Genomic DNA, 17531 nt, shown 5'->3' on the forward strand with positions numbered 1-17531 from the left:
GAGTAAATGAGTACGAAAAGGCAAGTACACGTCTGAAAAACTTCTTCAAATCCTGCTAGTCGCTATGAAAACCGAAAAAAATACCCTAGTCACGCGTCGGAAATTTCTCGATCTGGCCACCAAAGGAACGCTGGCATCAACGGCCCTCATCAGCGGTTTTCCCACCATTGTACCGGCGTCTGTATTCGGGAAAAACGCGCCCAGCAACCGCATCAATGTGGGGGCTATCGGTGTCGGCCGGATTTCGCGGGGGCACGACATGCCGGGTGTCTGGCGGTACGACAATGCCCTGATCATGGCCGTCTGTGACGTTGACAGCAAACGGGCGGAGGATGGAAAAAAACTCGTAAACGGGGTTTATGCCAAGAAGACCGGGAAAGAGTCATACGATGGGGTAAAAGTGTACGGAGATTACCGCGAATTGCTGGCCAACAAAGACATTGATGCCGTAATCATCAGTACGCCCGATCACTGGCATGCGCCCATGGTGGTACATTCCGTGGAAGCGGGCAAGGATGTTTATATGCAGAAGCCCGCTTCGCTCACCATTTCGGAAGGGCGGTTGATGGCCGATGCTGTAAAACGGACAGGGCGGATCATGCAGGTCGGTAGCCAGCAGCGGTCGTCGCACCAGTTTCGGTACGCGGCTGAACTGGTCCGTAATGGCCGAATCGGGCAGCTGAAAACCGTTTACGTCGGTTTGCCGGGCGACCCATCGGGCGATGAAGAAGCTGAAATGCCGATTCCGAAAAACCTGAACTACGATATGTGGCTCGGCACGACGCCGGAAGTATATTACACGGAAAAGCGGGTTCATCCGCAAGCGGATTACGACCGACCCGGCTGGCTGCGGTGCGAGCAGTTTGGCGCGGGGATGATCACCGGCTGGGGGTCGCACCACATCGACTGTGCCCATTGGGCCATGAACACCGAGTACACGGGGCCCACCGAGATTTGGGGAAAAGCGGATTTTCCGAAAAGTGGCCTGTGGAACGTGCACGGTATTTTCCGGACCGAGGCCATGTATGAAAACGGGGTCCACATGATTGTGAGCAATGAATTGCCCAATGGTATTAAATTTGAGGGCACGGAAGGCTGGATTTTTGTGTCGCGGGGCGATGCCGCCGTAACCGCCAGCGATCCGGTTGCCAAGCAACGGGCCGCTAAAGCGCTGGATGCGAGCGACCCGAAGATCATCGAATCGGTGATTGGGCCGAACGAAATTCATTTGCCCGTCAGCAAGGAACACCACGGCAACTGGCTGGAAAGCATTGTAAGCCGGAAAGAGCCGATTGCGCCGGCGGAGGTCGGTCACCGTTCCTGTTCAGCTTGTCTGCTGCACCATGCCGCCATGAAATTAGACCGGAAATTGTATTGGGACCCTAACACAGAACAATTTAAAAATGACGCCGAAGCCAACCAGCTTTTGTCGCGTTCACAACGTGCGCCATACGCCATTCAGGCGGTGGCATCAACCAAACCCCGTTGATTCGCTTTTTACTAAACTATTTCGAATGAAAGTATCTACCGTTGCGGGCGGCCTGTTGTTGGCGGCCTTTTTCTCCGCCTGTCAGTCGTCTGACCAAAAAAAGGATGATATGATTCATCTGATTACGCTGGACCCCGGCCATTTTCACGCGGCTCTGGTGCAGAAAACCATGTTTGACGGCGTTGACTCGACCGTTCATGTGTATGCACCGGATGGACCGGATGTGCAGCTTCACCTGGAAAAAATTAAGGGATACAACAGCCGGGCCGACAATCCGACGCGCTGGCACGAGGACGTGTACCTGGGCACTGATTTCCTGGAAAAAATGCTCACCGACCGGGCGTCGACCAAAGCAGGCAACGTGGTGGTGATGGCGGGCAACAACCAGCTAAAAACCGACTACATTCAGAAGACGGTTTCGGCGGGGTTCAACGTGCTGGCGGATAAGCCCATGGCCATCAGTGCGGCTAATTTTGACCAGTTAAAAGACGCCTTTTCGACGGCCGAAAAGAACAAGGTGCTGTTGTATGACATCATGACCGAGCGCTACGAAATTACGACGATGCTGCAACGGGCGTTTTCGCAGCAGGTGGCATTGTTTGGCTTGCTGGAAAAAGGCACGCCCGACAACCCGGCGGTGACCAAAGAAAGTATTCACCATTTTTATAAAAACGTATCAGGCAGCATTCTGACTCGTCCGGCCTGGTTCATGGACGTTGCGCAGCAGGGGGAGGGAATTGTCGATGTGACGACGCACCTGGTGGACCTGGTGCAGTGGGAATGCTTTCCGGAGCAAACCCTGGATTATCAGAAAGATATCAGCCTGACGTCGGCCCGGCGCTGGACTACGGATATGACACTGAGCCAGTTTACGGCCATTACCAAACAAAGTGCTTTTCCGGAATACCTGAAAAAGGACGTCGTGAAAGACAGTGTTTTGCGGGTGTACAGCAACGGTGAAATAAACTACCAGCTCAAAGGCGTTCACGCCAAAGTGTCTGTGATCTGGGCGTACAAAGCACCGGAAGGAACCGGCGACACGCACTATTCGATCATGCGCGGCACCAAAGCCAACCTGATCATCCGGCAGGGCGCGGAGCAACAATACAAACCCACGCTTTACATCGAATCGGTTGATAAAAAAACGGACCTGACGGCCGGAATCCAGACGGTTTTGCCGGCAATCCAGAAAGAGTTTCCGGGCGTTGAGGTGAAGAAAATCGCCACAGGCTGGGAGGTTGTCATTCCGGAAAAATACAAGGAAGGACACGAAGCGCATTTTGGCCGGGTTGCGGAGAAATACCTCGAGTACCTGAGAGCGGGCGCGTTGCCCGCATGGGAAGTGCCGAACATGATTGCCAAGTACTACACGACGACGCAGGCGCTGGAATTGGCGAAACAAAGCAAAGGTCGCTAAGCCGGGCGTGTAAAAAACAAAACACCTGAAGACATTCAAAAGGCACGGATTTCGTCCGTGAACACATCGTATGAGCAGATCACAAGCCAATCGCCGTCGCTTTATCAAAGAATCCGTGGCTACAGCCGCCGGATTAGCCGGACTGTCCGTTTTGCCGGGAGAGATCATCGCAGCTCCGGCCATTTTGCCCACCCAAACCGCCATCGACCGGGGTTGGGTGGGGGCACCCCGCATCCGGTTTTCCGCGATTGGTCTAAACCACGGACACATCTACGGCCAGGTCGAAGCCGTCATTCGCGGGGGTGGCCAACTGGTTTCGTTTTACGCGAAAGAACCGGACCTGGCCGCTGCGTTTACCAAACGGTTTCCGGACGCGAAACTGGCCAAAAGCGAGAAAGAAATTCTGGACGATAGCTCGATCCAACTGGTGGTTAGTGCCGCAATTCCCGACGAGCGGGCACCGCTTGGCATCCGGGTCATGAAAGCCGGGAAAGACTTTATGGCCGACAAACCCGGCATTACAACGCTCGAGCAACTGGCCGAAGTGCGCAAGGTGCAGAAAGAAACCAAGCGGATTTACTCGATCATGTACTCCGAACGCTTTGAAAACAAGGCAACTACCAAGGCGGGTGAGCTGGTCAAGGCCGGTGCCATTGGTAAAGTGATTCAAACCATTGGGTTAGGTCCACACCGAATGAACGAAAAAACGCGGCCCGAATGGTTTTTTGACAAGAAACGGTTCGGTGGCATCATCTGCGACATCGGCACGCATCAGTTCGACCAGTTTTTGTTCTTCACCAATTCGACGCAGGCCGAAGTCGTTGCCTCGCAGGTCGGTAACACCAACCATCCTCAGTATCCAAAATTCGAGGACTTTGGCGATGCGATGGTGCGCGGCAATGGCGGCACGGGCTACGTTCGGGTAGACTGGTTTACGCCCGACGGCTTGCAATCCTGGGGTGATGGTCGCCTGACCATTTTGGGTACAGAAGGGTTTATAGAACTGCGGAAAAACGTCGATATTGCCGGACGGGATGGCGGAAATCACCTGATTTTGGTCGATAATAAAGAGACGAAATACATTGATTGCAGCAAGGTCGTTACGCCGTATGGCACCCAGCTCGTGGATGACATTCTGAACCGGACCGAAACGGCGATGACCCAGGCGCACTGCTTCCTGGTCACCGAACTGGCTTTGAAAGCCCAGAAGCAAGCACAGAATGCTGCCTGGAAAACGTAGCAGTTTAAGCTTGCCCACAAATAGAATTTTCATGTTTCACTTAGACAACCATTCATGAATCACATTGCTTCGTTCCTGTCGGCTATTTTTCTGGTAGGATTAATACATACCGTTGGTTTGAGTCAGGCTCCGAAAACGGCTCCGGTCAACTGGAAAACGGTTAAGGTATTGGTGTACACGAAAAACGGGAAAGGGTACGTTCACGAAAACATACCGTTTGCGGCCAAGAGCATTCAGCGGCTGGGGCAGCAGCACGGTTTTAAAGTGGATGTGTCGGATCAGCCAACGGTTTTTACGGAAGATAATCTGAAGCAATATACGCTGGTAGTTTTCCCCAGCACCAACAATGATGTGTTTGATACGGATACGCAGCGGCTTTCGTTTCGGCGGTACATTGAAGCGGGGGGCGGTTTTGTGGGCATTCACTCGGTAACGGGGACCGAACGCAACTGGACGTGGTTCAAACGGATGATTGGCGGAACATTTGCCTGGCACCCGAAATTCCAGAAGTTCAAAACCGTTGTGATCGACACCAAACACCCGTCGATGCAGGGAATTCCGAAGGTGTGGGAAAAGGAAGACGAGTTTTATTTTACCAAGGAAATGTCACCGGGACCGACGGTTATCATGGCGCACGACCTGACTTCCCTGCAATCCGATGAGCCGGAAAAGGTGAAGATGTTTGGCGGCACGTTTACGCAGCTTTATCCGGCAACCTGGTACTATAATTTTGACGGAGGTTATACCTGGATGACGACGCTGGGACACGATAAGAAAGACTATTCCGAGCCGTTGTTCATGAAACACATTTTTCAGGGCATCCGTTACGTAGCCAGCCAGGTCAAAACCATCGACTTCAGGAAAGCCTACGCAACCTCGCGTGACACGCCCTTGCGGGATAATTAACCCGTTAGTCTTCCAATAGTTTCAGAATGTCCTGGTAGATGGCATCGGCTGAACTGGGCCGTTTGGCGTTCAGGTCGGCCATGTTGCCCTTCTTGTCGATCAGGATGTACCTCGGAATACTTTGAACTCCGAAATACTGCACAATTCGCGAGCGCCAGCCGCCCTTCGACCAGCCCTGGTCGCCGGGTAGCTGGTGTTTTTGCATGGCATTCTTCCAGTTTGCGTCCGAATCGTCGATGGATACATACAGAAATACCACCTTTTCCAACTGTTTCTTGCTAAACCGTTCGTGGAGTTTTTTAGAATGGGGTATTTCGCCAATGCACGGGCCGCACCAGCTGGCCCAGATGTCGAGGTACACCACCTTCCCTTTGTAGTCATCGAGCGTAACGGTTTCGCCTTGCTGGTCAACAAACGAAAAAACGTTGGGGTTGACCGGTTTTTTCTTCGGAGCCGCTTCCGGTTTCGGCTCATCCTTGCGGGCCAGCACTTCGCCACAGCGCGCCCGCACCAGGTCTGCGTAAGCCGTTGGATTGGGCGTTGCCGTAAGCATGGCCATCACGTCACGAACCGACGACGGAACGGCTTTTTCGCAGTTTTCGAGCAGCAACCGGGTCAGGGTGTATTGATACGGTTTTCCGCTGAGGTGCATTCGGGCGTATCCGGCTTTCTCGGGCAGCATTTTATGGGCATCGGTGGGGGTATACTTCGCAAAGTTTCGGGCTTTGGAATTAAAATACGTGACGTAATAGAATAAAAAATTCCGGTACGGTTCGGTTATCAGGGCCGTTTCGTCGTTGACCTTCGACTCATCAAAACCTTCGAGCATGATGCTGGGCAGGGAAGGAACGGTTTGCTGGCTGGCCTGGGTGTTGGCGCGTACGATGGGCCACGCCATGAGCAGGTGCCAGTAATTCCAGCGGATGGTCGCTTCAACGTATTTTTTAAAGTGTTCGGAAAGCTGACTAGCCTGCGGATAGTCTTTGTAAAAGGTTTGCTGCGCCTGTCGGGCCGTAAACAGGTTCATTTCCCAACCGTCCACATTCGTCGCCTGAGCCTTCGCATACTGGGTCTTCACGTCGAAATTCTCTTTAAATTTCTCGTTGAATTCCTTCAAAAAAGCCTGCTCGGGGGCAGCTGTAAATACGGTTTCGGGCGTGGGACCCTGGTAGAAATCCTGCGCGACCGTTTTCGCTACCAGGAACACCAGCAGCAGTAGGGATTGGATAGCTTTCTTCATGATGATTATTGGATCGACAAGCAAATATTGTTCCAGCTTCATCAAAGGGCCATGACTGGGTTCTTGAATTAGTGGATGTATTCGTAAATCAGGCCCGATACATTGGCCAGCATACTGACCACGGCGGCATCATCCTTGATATCTTTGGAAAGCAGCACCAGCACGTACTTACGGCCATCGGGCAGGAAGACAATCCCGGCATCGTGACGAACCCCGGCAAATGAACCAGTTTTGTGGGCCACTTTCACATCTTTGGGCAAACGAGCGGGGAGGACAGAATTGAAGTGCTGATCGAGCAATACCTTAATCATAGCTTCTGAGGCTTCCGGGCTGACGGCCTGGCCCCTGGCGATTTTCTCCAGTAAAAGCATCGCGTCGTAGGCCGTAGTGGTGTTGCTGAGGCCCTTCTGAAATGCTTTGGTGTCTTCCACGCCCCGCAGCACGGTCATGGTGTTGATGCCCATATCGCGCAGGGTTTGGGTTACTTTCCGGGCATCGACCAGATCAATGATGATGTTGGTGGCCAGGTTGCTGCTGTAAATAATCATGTCGTACATCAGCTTGTACAAGGGAGCTTTTGTGCCAATCTTCTTGTAAATCAGCGTATCGCTATCGTCCGTAGCCCGGAGGCTGTACGGGCTGCCGTCGGCAATGCTCTTGAATTCATTCTTGATCACGATGGAATCGGAGAGCGCAAACCGTTTTTCGGCGGCTTGTTTGTACACTTCCAGCATCACTGGCGTTTTCATGGTACTGGCCGCATGAAAAACCTCACGCTCCTGAATGAATAGCTCTTTTCCCGAACTTAAATCCCGAAACGCCACGGCAAACCGCCCGGGTTGTTTCGCGAGTTCGCGCTCCACATTTTTTCGCAGTTTATCCAAACCGGGTTTATCCAAACCGGGTTTCGACTGCCCGAAGGCCGTGAGGCTGAAGAGGAGGAAGAAAGAAAAAATACGCCACTGGCGATTGAATGGGTAGACAAATGACATAAGTGAATGAATTCAGGAGTATCGATAGCTGCACAACCGGTTGGCATTGGCAGGTTGACAAAATACGCATTTTATGAGTATTGATTCACTGGAAAGCGAAAAAACACGTTGATTGGCTGTTCTGCCCTATTTTATATCGTTTAATTTGTATTTTACGAGAACAACGACTTACCCAGACTCCTCTTCTGATGCTTCAACATTTTGCAACGATCGTTTTTCGGACGATTGTCCGTAACAAAATATACACCGGTATTGTAGTTACCGGACTAGCCTTCGGCATGGCGGCTTTTCTGCTCATTGCGGGCTACGTTCGTTTTGAGCAGAGTTTTGACAAAATTCACCCCGATGGTGAACGGATTTACCGGGTTGAAAGCCAGTTTTACAAAAACGGAAACCAAACGAATCACTGGGCGACCAGCAGCAACGGCTACGCTCCGGCTATGCAGCAGGCTTTCCCAGAGATTAAAGCATACACCCGAATTGCCTGGCGGGGTTCGACGCGGGTGGTTCGGTACGAAACCACCAAATTTCGGGAAGAGAATGTCTGTTTCGCCGACTCGAATTTCTTTACGTTTTTTGGGTATCCGGTAGTAAAAGGCGATCGCCGTTCGTTTCTGAATGATCCCAATACCGTTGTTATTTCCGAATCAGCGGCCCGGCGGTATTTTGGCCCGGCGGACCCCATCGGAAAATACCTGGAAATCAGTACAATCAGTACCTCATTGCGGTGCCAGGTAACGGGGGTGTTTGCTGACTTGCCCGCCAATTCGACGATGCAGTTCAGCATGTTATTATCCTGGACAACGGCCGCCCGCTGGACCTGGGATACGTGGTATCAGCACGAAAGTTATTCCTTTGTTCGGCTTCGTCCGCAGGCCGACCCGGTAAAGGTAGTGGCTAAATTTCCGACTTTGTCGGAAAAGTACAAAACGGTCGAAACCATGCGCGATCTCGAATGGCATATCGATCTGGTTCCCCTGCACGACATTCACCTGAAACCGGCGATCCAACACGAACAGGAAAGAAAAGGAAACTGGCGGGCGATGCAGTTTCTGTCGGCAATTGCCTTCATTATTTTAATTATCGGCTGGGTTAATTACAGCAACTTATCAACCGCCCGCGCCATGGATCGGGCCCGGGAAATTGGTGTTCGGAAAGCCGTCGGTTCGCACAAGGCATTGCTCGTGTTTCAGTTTTTGTTTGAGTCTCTGCTGCTAAACGGTTTTGCCCTGATACTGGCGTTGGTGCTGGTAGCGCTGGCGGGTTGGCTGCTGCCCTCTTTTCTGGGTATTCAATTGTCCGCCTTTGATGGCCTGACGGCTGGAGAGGCTGGTTTATTTCTGCTGATTTTTCTGATCGGCATTGCGGTGGCCGGTTTTTATCCGGCTCTGGTGTTGTCGCAGGTGAAACCAGCACTCGCCTTGAAAGGCCAGTATCGGTTTTCGGGCCGGGCCGCAGTGTTGCGTAAAAGTCTGGTTGTTGTTCAATTTACGGCCTCTATGGTGTTGATGGTGGGCACCTTTGTGGCCTGGCGGCAATTGTCATACATGATGAATCAGGACTTGGGCGTTCGGATTGATCAGGTGCTGGTGTTGAAAGCACCCGTTAAAACCGATCAATATGAGCAAAAGACCCAGACCCTGAAAAACGAGCTTAAAGCTATTCCCGGCATTGTGGAAGTGACAGGATCGGGGGCGGTACCGGGCAAAGAGGTAGGGCAGAATCTGGCAAACCGGCGCTTGCACGAAGGGCCGGAGAGCGACCGCCTGTACGAAACGCTGATGGTCGATTTCGACTTTATCAAAACGTACGATCTGAAACTGGTGGCCGGACGCCCATTCGACCGCAACCGTCCGGCGGATTCGCTGGGGCTGGTGTTGAACGAATCGGCGGTGAAGCAATTTGGTTTTACATCCGGCGAACAGGCGATTGGGGAGAAAGTTCTGCTGGAAACCACCCACGACCATCCGCATGAGATCATCGGCGTGGTAAAGGATTATCACCAGCAGTCGCTGGAAAAAGGGTTTACCCCCGTCATCATGAGCATGGACCCGGCCCTGCGTTGGCTCCCGACCGACTTTTATTCTTTGAAAATCAGTACCGATCAGATCGACGGATTAGTTGGTAACGTAAAAACCGTCTGGGCTCGGTTTTTTCCGGAATCGTCAATGGATTACTTTTTTCTCGACGACTTTTTCAATCAGCAGTACCAGCAGGATCGGCAGTTGGGCCGCGCGTTTCTGCTGTTTTCGTCGGTGGCTATTCTGATTGCCTGCATGGGTCTTTTTGGAATGACTGCGTACAACACCGCCCGACGCACGAAAGAAATTGGCGTCCGGAAAGCCTTAGGCGCGTCGGTCAATGCCATCCTGATCCTGTTGGCCTGGGATTCGCTCCGGTTGCTGCTGCTGGCGGCAGCACTGGCCCTTCCGGTTTCGGGGTACCTAATGCGGGAGTGGCTGAGCAGCTACGCTTTTCGCATTGAGTTGAGTCCCATTCACTGGCTGGTACCCCTGTTAATATTATTGGTGATTGCCCTGGCCACCATCAGTTACCTGACGGTTAAAGCTGCTTTGGTCAATCCCACAAAATCACTGCAAAACGAATAGCGAAAGGACAAGTCTTTTAAATCTGACAGATCTTGAAGACGGGGTCGCCCAGACGGGGTCGCCCAGACGGGGTCAGATTTTTAGAGTATCAGTGTTCAGAATATAGAAATACAGTTTGCATAAACTATCATGAAAGTACCGTTTCTACTCTTTTGTGTGCTGGCGATTTCCGTCAGAACCGTCGCCCAAACGCCGGTGGCAAACCCGTTTATCAAGGAAAACTACAACAAATTCGAGTACCAGATTCCGATGCGCGACGGCATCAAACTGTTTACCGCCGTTTACATTCCGAAAGATGCGTCGGCAGATAAGAAATATCCCATTCTGATGCAACGGACGCCCTATTCCTGCCGCCCATACGGCAAAGACAACTTCCCGGCCCGGCGGTTGGGGCCGTCGGAGGTGATCATGCGGGACAAATACATCATCGTTTACCAGGATGTTCGCGGGCGCTGGATGAGCGAGGGCGTTTTTCAGGAAATGACACCCCAGGTGATCAAGAAATCGAAAACCGATGTGGACGAGAGCACGGATACCTACGACACGGTGGACTGGCTTATCAAAAATGTACCGGGCAATACCGGTAAAGTAGGCCAGTGGGGCATCAGTTATCCCGGTTTTTACGCATCAGTCGGCGCATTGAGTGGCCATCCGGCGCTGGTGGCCTCCTCACCGCAAGCCCCGATGGCTGACCTCTGGCGCGACGACAGCTACCATAATGGCGTTTTTCTAATTCCGCACAATTTCAACTTCTACCCGTATTTTACCAATCGAACGGACGGCAAACCAACCCAGGAACCGTCGAAAACGGAGTTCAATTACGGGACTGAGGATGGTTACGATTTTTTTCTGAAGCTGGGCCCCATGAAAAATTCGCAGAAACCCGGGCTGTACGGCGGGAAAGACCCTTACTGGAACGGGAACCTAGAGCACCCGAATTACGATCAGTTCTGGCAGGCCCGAAACATTTTGCCGCACCTGAAAGGGATTAAACACGCGGTGATGGTGGTTGGCGGGTGGTACGATGCTGAGGATCTGCACGGTATTTTCAAAACCTACGCGGCTATTGAGAAGCAGAACCCGGGCATTTATAACATTTTGGTGGCTGGCCCCTGGACGCACGGCGGGTGGAATGATGCTGGTGATCAGTTGGGGAGCGTCAATTTTGGTAAACAGACTGGACCGTATTTTCAGGAAAATATTGAGCGCAAGTTTTTCGCCTACTTCCTGAAAGGGGAAGGAGACGCGAAGTTTTCAGAAGCGCAGGTGTTTGAAACCGGGACCAATCAATGGCGAAACTTTGATGCCTGGCCGCCCAAAGCTGCAGTGGAGAAAAACCTGTATTTGGTTCCTGGGGGAAAATTGGCGTTTGATGCCCCCGCAAAAAATACCGGTTTCAGTGAATACGTGTCGGATCCGGCAAAACCGGTACCCTTCTCCGAAACCATTTCACTCGATATGAACCGCGATTACATGGTGGAAGACCAACGGTTTGCGGCTCGGCGGCCCGATGTGTTGACGTTCGAGACGGATGTTTTGGACAAAGATGTGACGCTGGCCGGAAATCTGCTGGTGAATCTGAAAGTATCGACCACTGGGACCGACGCCGACTGGATCGTGAAGCTCATTGACGTTTATCCCGGCGATGCGAAAGATAATCCCAACACGGCAAAAGACGAGAAAATGAGCGGTTTTCAACAACTCATCCGACACGACGGTTTTCGGGGACGGTTCCGGGAGGATATCTCGAAGCCCAAGCCGTTCAAACCGGGTGAAGTTACGGGTGTCAACTACGAACTCATCGACATTCTACACACGTTTAAAAAAGGGCATCGCATCATGGTGCAGGTTCAAAGTACGATGTTTCCGCTTTTCGACCGCAATCCGCAGAAGTACGTACCGAACATTCACAACGCCAATGAATCGGACTTCCAGAAAGCCACGCACCGCGTACACGGCGGCAGCTTCCTGAAAGTTCGGGTCATAGAGTAACTTACAGGCAGCCACCACCTGCCCCATTCAGGTTGAATCGGAACTGATCTTCGGCGTAGTACTGCATAGTGCTGGGCGTGGTGCAGCCGCCTTTGGCCAGAATCGCGTCGAATGTGGCGTTGTTGACGATAAAAAAATCTTTCGGGCCGATTCCCGCCGGGAGAACCCAGCTAAGCTGGAATTCAATTGGCTGAACGGAGCCAACCGCCAGACTGGCCAGACTTGAAAAATCGCCGGTTACCCAATGAGACGCTTCGAGTCGGGAGGGAAGTGAAGAATTGGAATACCGGAGCGAATAAATCGGGGCAGAACCCGCCGGGGCGGCATGGAGTCGTTTGATGTTGGCTCTGACCCTGAACGTTGCCGTTGGCCCGGTGGTGAGGAGTGCCTGCGATGCGGCCAGGTTGATGGCACAATCGGCGGACGTAAGTGTTTTGATGACGGTTGTTCCGGCATTGGCCAGGATTTCGAGGCTCTCAAAATTGAATTCGGGTGGATAGCGGAGGCAGCGTTCCAGTGAACAAGGTATATCAAAAGTCAGGTAGCAATGCATGAACTTGGACACCCGGGCAATCTGGGAAGCATACGGACTCCAGGGATATTGCTGTGGATCGCGTGCACGCAAAGGAATGGCCGAGGGGAGAGAAATTGGATAGTCCAGCACCTGATAAGTAATTTGAAACGTTCCGACCGGGATCAATTGCTCACCGGGTAGATCGATTCGGCTGCGCTGTTGTTTCAAAGGAATGGGATAGGCTTCTCCGCCCAGAAACTGCTTTTTTTCATCGTACACAAGCCGAACAATGGCTGGGTTCTTGGCCTGTTGCAGGAAACCGACCTGCTTTTCGGTAAGCACCAGACGCGATCCGTAATAAATACCTTTCTCGTCTTTCCGAACGGGCGTCGGTGGAACGGTTTCCTCGGCCTTGGCATCGAGCAATAGCATTTTTTCATCCTGGCCCACGAGCCAGATAGTCAGCGGCTCTTTTGAAAGCGGGTGAGGGTTGATCTGACAACGTACAACAGCCAGCGTCAGAACAACGAAAGTGAAGCGAATAAGATGATTCCGCATGACGGTGAGGGGCTTAAAGTAATACCAAGTCATACTTTATTGACTCAATACTAGTTCATTTCCCGGTCGCACATCCGGAATTATTAGGAAACGGCAATGTGTTTAAGGCAACGGTAAGGATTCAATAATGAGGCTGGGCGGGTCGAGCCGCAGAATAGCAGGATCTCTAAACCGGGCAACAAAAACAACCCCCGGATTTCAGTTGGTCCGGGGGTTGGCCTGGTGATCAGGATAAATACTTCCGCAACATCCACGCCATTTTTTCGTGGGCTTCCATCAAACCGGTCAGGAAGTCGGCGGTACCAGCATCCTCTAGTTCCTCGCACTTACTCACGTCTTCGCGCAGTTCGCGAATGGTTTGCTCGTGGTCATCCAGCAGGCGCTGGAACATATCGGGGGTTTTAATTTCCGCGCTCTTGTCTTCTTTCAGGCTGGTCAGTTTTAGAAAGTCTTCCATCGTCGAAACTGGCCGGCCACCCAGCGTCCGAATTCGTTCGGCTACTTCATCAATGGCGGCTTCGAGTTGCTTGTACTGACTCTCAAAAAACTCGTGGTATTCCAGAAAGCTCGGCCCCGCAACGTTCCAGTGGTACTTCCGGGTTTTGATGTATAAAACGTGTTGATCCGCCAGTAAGGCATTTAAGAGCTCATTGACTTGTTTGAGCGTGTCTTGATCAAGACCAATGTTGAGTTTCATGTTGTGTGATACTTAAGGTTAAAATGACTTTTTCTAAATCCTTGCTTCCATTAAAAACCATTGCTAAAGCGGTTTGTTTACCTCAAAAAGCCAAACAACGGCCTAGGTATCTAGTTTACGTTTTAACTAATTATAAATAAGCCGGGTAGTTATAACTTCATCACTAACGTTATGGGACAGTCGAAGGCAAAAAAAATCTTTAACGATACGAAGACCCTGCTTGTAGGAGCATTCAACGGTTTTATGGATGACCGGGGGCTGAAGCTAAGTGCAGCTCTGGCTTACTACACGATTTTTGCGCTGGCCCCCTTGCTGGTGCTGATCATTTCGATTACGAGTATCTTTTATGGAGAAGAAGCCATTCGGGGCCAAGTGTTTGGCCAGTTGAACGGGTTGGTAGGCAATCAGGCGGCCGCGCAGATTCAGGAAATGATTAAAAGCGTGGAGCTTTCCGGAAAAACAAATGTGGCCCTCATCACGGGGATTGTAACCCTGATTCTTGGGGCAACCAGCATTTTTATCGAGATCCAGGACTCCATCAATATGATCTGGCGCGTCAAAGCCAAGCCCAAACGCGGTTGGGTCAAAATTCTGAAAGATCGGCTCTTGTCGTCTTCACTGATTGTAAGCCTGGGCTTTTTGCTGGTGGTGTCATTAATCATAAACGGGTTGATTTTGGCATTGAGTGATACGCTGATGCGTTTCCTGCCGGACGTTGCGGTTATTTTTGCCGAAATCCTCAACTTTGCCATCAGTATTGGCGTGATTACTGTGCTTTTTGGAGTCATCTTCAAAGTGTTACCCGACGCTAAAATTGCCTGGGTGGATATTCGCTGGGGTGCGATCTTCACCGCCGTCCTGTTCATGATTGGACGGTATTTGATTGGGCTTTACATCGAAACTACCAGTGCCGGATCAACGTATGGGGCAGCCGGTTCGCTCATCGTGATTCTGGTCTGGATTTATTATACAGCGGCTATTTTGTACTTCGGAGCGGAGTTTACCCGGGTGTACGCGGAGCATTACGGCATCAGAATTGAACCCGCTGATTATGCGGTCTACGTCGAACAGCAGGAAAAAGAAAAAGAGGTACGGGCGATACCTCCGCAGCAGAAAGCCGAAACCGTCAATTGACCAAATCAAAAAAGATAAAAGCGTCAGTACAGGCTCGTACTGACGCTTTTATTAGTATTCGCAAAAGCGTTATCGCGGTTTTACTTCAACCCTTTGTAACCGTATTCCTTGCGCAGAATTTCTTTCACCACTTCCTGCTCTTCGTCGTTCAGCCCGTCAATGGTCAGGGTTTGAGCGTCATCGCTGGCCGAAACATTCAGTTTCTCCTTATGCGAGAGCGGAAGGCGTTTATCAATGACTTCGGCTGCGTCTTTCAGTAAGCTTTCCTGGGATGCCATTGGACGTTGGTTTAAGTACCTGTTGTATTAATTTGCAATTGAATGCCGCAAATGGTGTTATGATTTCTTCTGTTCTTTCGCCCAGGTATCTTTGAGCGTTACCGTACGGTTGAAAACCAGTTGGTCGTCCGTCGAATCGGAATCAACGCAGAAATACCCTTTACGAATAAACTGGAAGCGGTCACCGGTTTTCGCGGATTTTAGCGTCGGTTCAACGTAAGCCCGCACGATCTCGAGTGATTTTGGATTGATAAATTCCTTGAAATCGCGGTCTTCCGACGACGGATCTTCGCTGGTCAACAACCGGTCATACAACCGAACTTCGGCTTCGACAGCATGCGCTACCGAAACCCAGTGAATGGTGCCTTTCACGTTGATCCCCGATGTGTCCGAACCGCTGCGGCTCTCGGGAATATACGTACACCGCAGTTCAATCAGTTCACCGGCATTGTCTCGGACCACTTCCTCGCATTTTATAATATACGCACCTTTTAGCCGAACCATGCCGCCGGGCGAAAGCCGGAAGTACTTCTTGGGCGGATTCTCCATGAAATCATCCCGCTCAATGTAAAGCTCCCGCGAAAACGGTACATTCCGGTAGCCACTGTCGGGATCTTCGGGATTGTTTTCAATGGAAACTTCGTCGACTTGCCCTTCCGGGTAGTTCGTCAGAACCACCTTGATCGGTTTTTCGTCGACAACCGCCATCACCCGGGCAGTTGTTTTATTGAGCTCTTCACGAATGCAGAATTCCAGCAGCCCCACATCAATGAGGTTGTCGCGTTTGGCGATTCCAATTCGGTCGGCAAACTCCCGGATGCTGGCCGGCGTATAGCCGCGCCGACGGATTCCGGCAATGGTTGGCATCCGTGGATCGTCCCAACCGCGTACGTGACCTTCATTGACCAGTTGCAGAAGTTTCCGCTTGCTCATGACGGTATACGTCAGGTTCAGCCGGGCAAACTCGATTTGCCGGGACGGGAAAATTTCCAGCTTCTCAATATACCAGTCGTAAACGGGCCGGTGTACTTCAAATTCCAGCGTACAGAGCGAATGCGTGATTTGTTCGATGGAATCCGATTGACCGTGGGCAAAATCGTACATCGGATAAATGCACCATTTGTCGCCGGTACGGTGGTGATGGGCGTGTTTAATCCGGTACATGATCGGATCCCGGAAGTGCATATTCGGAGCGGCCATGTCAATTTTGGCCCGCAGCACCTTCGCACCATCGGGAAATTCGCCAGCTTTCATTCGCCGGAACAAGTCCAGGTTTTCGTCTACGGAGCGCGACCGGTAAGGGCTTTCGGTGCCCGGTTCAGTCGGTGTTCCTTTCTGGGCGGCAATTTCTTCCGCCGTCGAGTCATCGACGTAAGCCAGCTCCTTGCGAATCAGCTTTTCGGCAAATTCATATAGTTGATCAAAATAATCGGACGCGTAAAATTCGTTTTCCCACTCAAAACCCAGCCAACGCACATCCGCCTTGATGGAGTCAACGTATTCAGTATCTTCGGTAACAGGGTTGGTATCGTCGAAACGAAGGTTGGTTTTTCCGCCGTATTTATCGGCCAGTCCAAAATTCAGGCAGATGGATTTGGCGTGACCAATGTGCAGATACCCGTTCGGTTCGGGCGGAAAGCGCGTATGCACGCGACCACCGTTTTTGCCGTTGGCCAGATCGTCTTCGACAAATTGCTCAATAAAATTCAGCGGCCGATCGGCGGCCATACCGTTCCGAGGTTCCGATTCGTTGGAGCGAATATCAGGATTATTGGGTATTTCAGACATACCGCATGACAGGTTGTAAAGGCGCGAAATTACGGCCTTCGGTTAGCTTTGACAACAGAAAGAAAGCAGAATTAATTACGACGGCTCATTTCGTCCCGAATTTTGGCGGCTTTTTCGTATTCCTCCTTTTTCAGGGCTTCATCCAGCGATTGCTGGAGTTCGTCGTAGGTCATGTCTTTCAGTTGCTCGCTCAAGGACCGTGAGGACCGTGACGTTGGCTGGGGAACCAGCTCTTCCTGTTGCTCTTCGGCTTCGTCGGTGGCGCTGGCGGTGATACCGGCTTCGGAAAGAATGGATTCGTAGGTGTAAATCTGAACGTTGAACCGGATACCGATGGCGATGGCGTCGGATGGACGGGCGTCGACCACGGTTTCCCGCGTTCCGTCAGTGCAAACAATCCGGGCAAAGAAAATACCTTCCCGCAAATCGGAAATGACAATTTCGCGGACGGTAAAACCAAATTTGTCGGCAAACGATTTGAAAAGATCGTGGGTCATCGGGCGATTGGGTACAATCTTCTCAATCTCAATGGCAATGGCCTGAGCTTCAAACATACCGATGATAATGGGTAACCGGCGGTTACCGTATTCTTCGCCCAACACCAGTGCAAACGAACCGGATTGTGATTGGCTGGGCGATAAGCCTAAGATTTCAAGTCTGATCTTCTCCACGGCGCA

At 51.5% G+C, this 17531-nt stretch carries 14 protein-coding genes; 7 read left to right on the forward strand and 7 right to left on the reverse strand.

Translation table 11 applies throughout. The annotated features are described in order from the left end of the window. Nucleotides 1–64: 64 nt before the first annotated feature. The 4 genes from ACYVH9_RS24440 to ACYVH9_RS24455 all read left to right on the forward strand — a co-directional run bounded on the left by ACYVH9_RS24440 (nt 65) and on the right by ACYVH9_RS24455 (nt 5052). Nucleotides 65–1489, forward strand: coding sequence for a Gfo/Idh/MocA family protein (locus tag ACYVH9_RS24440; protein WP_460639046.1), 1425 nt, complete (start codon nt 65–67; stop codon nt 1487–1489). Between the two features lie 25 nt (nt 1490–1514). Continuing rightward, nucleotides 1515–2906, forward strand: coding sequence for a putative oxidoreductase C-terminal domain-containing protein (locus tag ACYVH9_RS24445; RefSeq protein WP_460639047.1), 1392 nt, complete (start codon nt 1515–1517; stop codon nt 2904–2906). 70 nt (nt 2907–2976) lie between these two features. Continuing rightward, nucleotides 2977–4146 carry a Gfo/Idh/MocA family protein gene (locus ACYVH9_RS24450; protein WP_460639048.1) on the forward strand — a complete coding sequence of 390 codons (1170 nt, stop codon included), beginning with the start codon at nt 2977–2979 and terminating at the stop codon, nt 4144–4146. Between the two features lie 54 nt (nt 4147–4200). Next, the gene (locus ACYVH9_RS24455) at nt 4201–5052 is read left to right on the forward strand and encodes a ThuA domain-containing protein (RefSeq protein ID WP_460639049.1); all 852 of its coding nucleotides are present in this window, start codon (nt 4201–4203) and stop codon (nt 5050–5052) included. Nucleotides 5053–5056: 4 nt separating this feature from the next. Here the strand turns inward: ACYVH9_RS24455 and ACYVH9_RS24460 are convergent, their stop codons facing one another. After that, entirely contained in the window at nt 5057–6292 is a 1236-nt protein-coding gene (locus tag ACYVH9_RS24460) for a TlpA family protein disulfide reductase (protein WP_460639050.1), read from the reverse strand. Between the two features lie 68 nt (nt 6293–6360). Continuing rightward, complete coding sequence (locus tag ACYVH9_RS24465) at nt 6361–7284, reverse strand: serine hydrolase (RefSeq protein ID WP_460639051.1); 924 nt, start codon at nt 7282–7284, stop codon at nt 6361–6363. A 188-nt stretch (nt 7285–7472) separates the two neighbouring features. On the opposite strand from ACYVH9_RS24465, the gene ACYVH9_RS24470 reads away from it, so the two are divergent. Both ACYVH9_RS24470 and ACYVH9_RS24475 read left to right on the forward strand, forming a co-directional pair. Then, on the forward strand, nt 7473–9893 hold the full coding sequence (locus ACYVH9_RS24470; protein ID WP_460639052.1) for an ABC transporter permease: 2421 nt from the start codon (nt 7473–7475) through the stop codon (nt 9891–9893). Nucleotides 9894–10022: 129 nt separating this feature from the next. Further along, nucleotides 10023–11885 carry a CocE/NonD family hydrolase gene (locus ACYVH9_RS24475; RefSeq protein WP_460639053.1) on the forward strand — a complete coding sequence of 621 codons (1863 nt, stop codon included), beginning with the start codon at nt 10023–10025 and terminating at the stop codon, nt 11883–11885. 1 nt (nt 11886) lies between these two features. On the opposite strand, the gene ACYVH9_RS24480 is transcribed toward ACYVH9_RS24475, so the two are convergent. Beyond that, a complete protein-coding gene (locus ACYVH9_RS24480) occupies nt 11887–12957 on the reverse strand; it encodes a hypothetical protein (RefSeq protein ID WP_460639054.1) in 1071 nt (356 codons plus the stop codon). 226 nt (nt 12958–13183) lie between these two features. Next, entirely contained in the window at nt 13184–13654 is a 471-nt protein-coding gene (locus ACYVH9_RS24485; protein ID WP_460639055.1) for a Dps family protein, read from the reverse strand. 171 nt (nt 13655–13825) lie between these two features. Between ACYVH9_RS24485 and ACYVH9_RS24490 the strand changes: the two genes are divergently transcribed. Next, a complete protein-coding gene (locus ACYVH9_RS24490; protein ID WP_460639056.1) occupies nt 13826–14788 on the forward strand; it encodes a YihY/virulence factor BrkB family protein in 963 nt (320 codons plus the stop codon). Nucleotides 14789–14868: 80 nt separating this feature from the next. On the opposite strand, the gene ACYVH9_RS24495 is transcribed toward ACYVH9_RS24490, so the two are convergent. From ACYVH9_RS24495 to ACYVH9_RS24505, 3 genes are all read right to left on the reverse strand, one after another. Next, nucleotides 14869–15066 carry a hypothetical protein gene (locus ACYVH9_RS24495; RefSeq protein ID WP_460639057.1) on the reverse strand — a complete coding sequence of 66 codons (198 nt, stop codon included), beginning with the start codon at nt 15064–15066 and terminating at the stop codon, nt 14869–14871. Between the two features lie 57 nt (nt 15067–15123). Further along, nucleotides 15124–16794 carry a glutamine--tRNA ligase/YqeY domain fusion protein gene (locus tag ACYVH9_RS24500; protein WP_460639205.1) on the reverse strand — a complete coding sequence of 557 codons (1671 nt, stop codon included), beginning with the start codon at nt 16792–16794 and terminating at the stop codon, nt 15124–15126. 131 nt (nt 16795–16925) lie between these two features. Beyond that, on the reverse strand, nt 16926–17525 hold the full coding sequence (locus ACYVH9_RS24505) for a bifunctional nuclease family protein (protein ID WP_460639058.1): 600 nt from the start codon (nt 17523–17525) through the stop codon (nt 16926–16928). Between the last annotated feature and the right edge of the window lie 6 nt (nt 17526–17531).

The sequence above is a fragment of the Larkinella harenae genome (assembly GCF_054780515.1).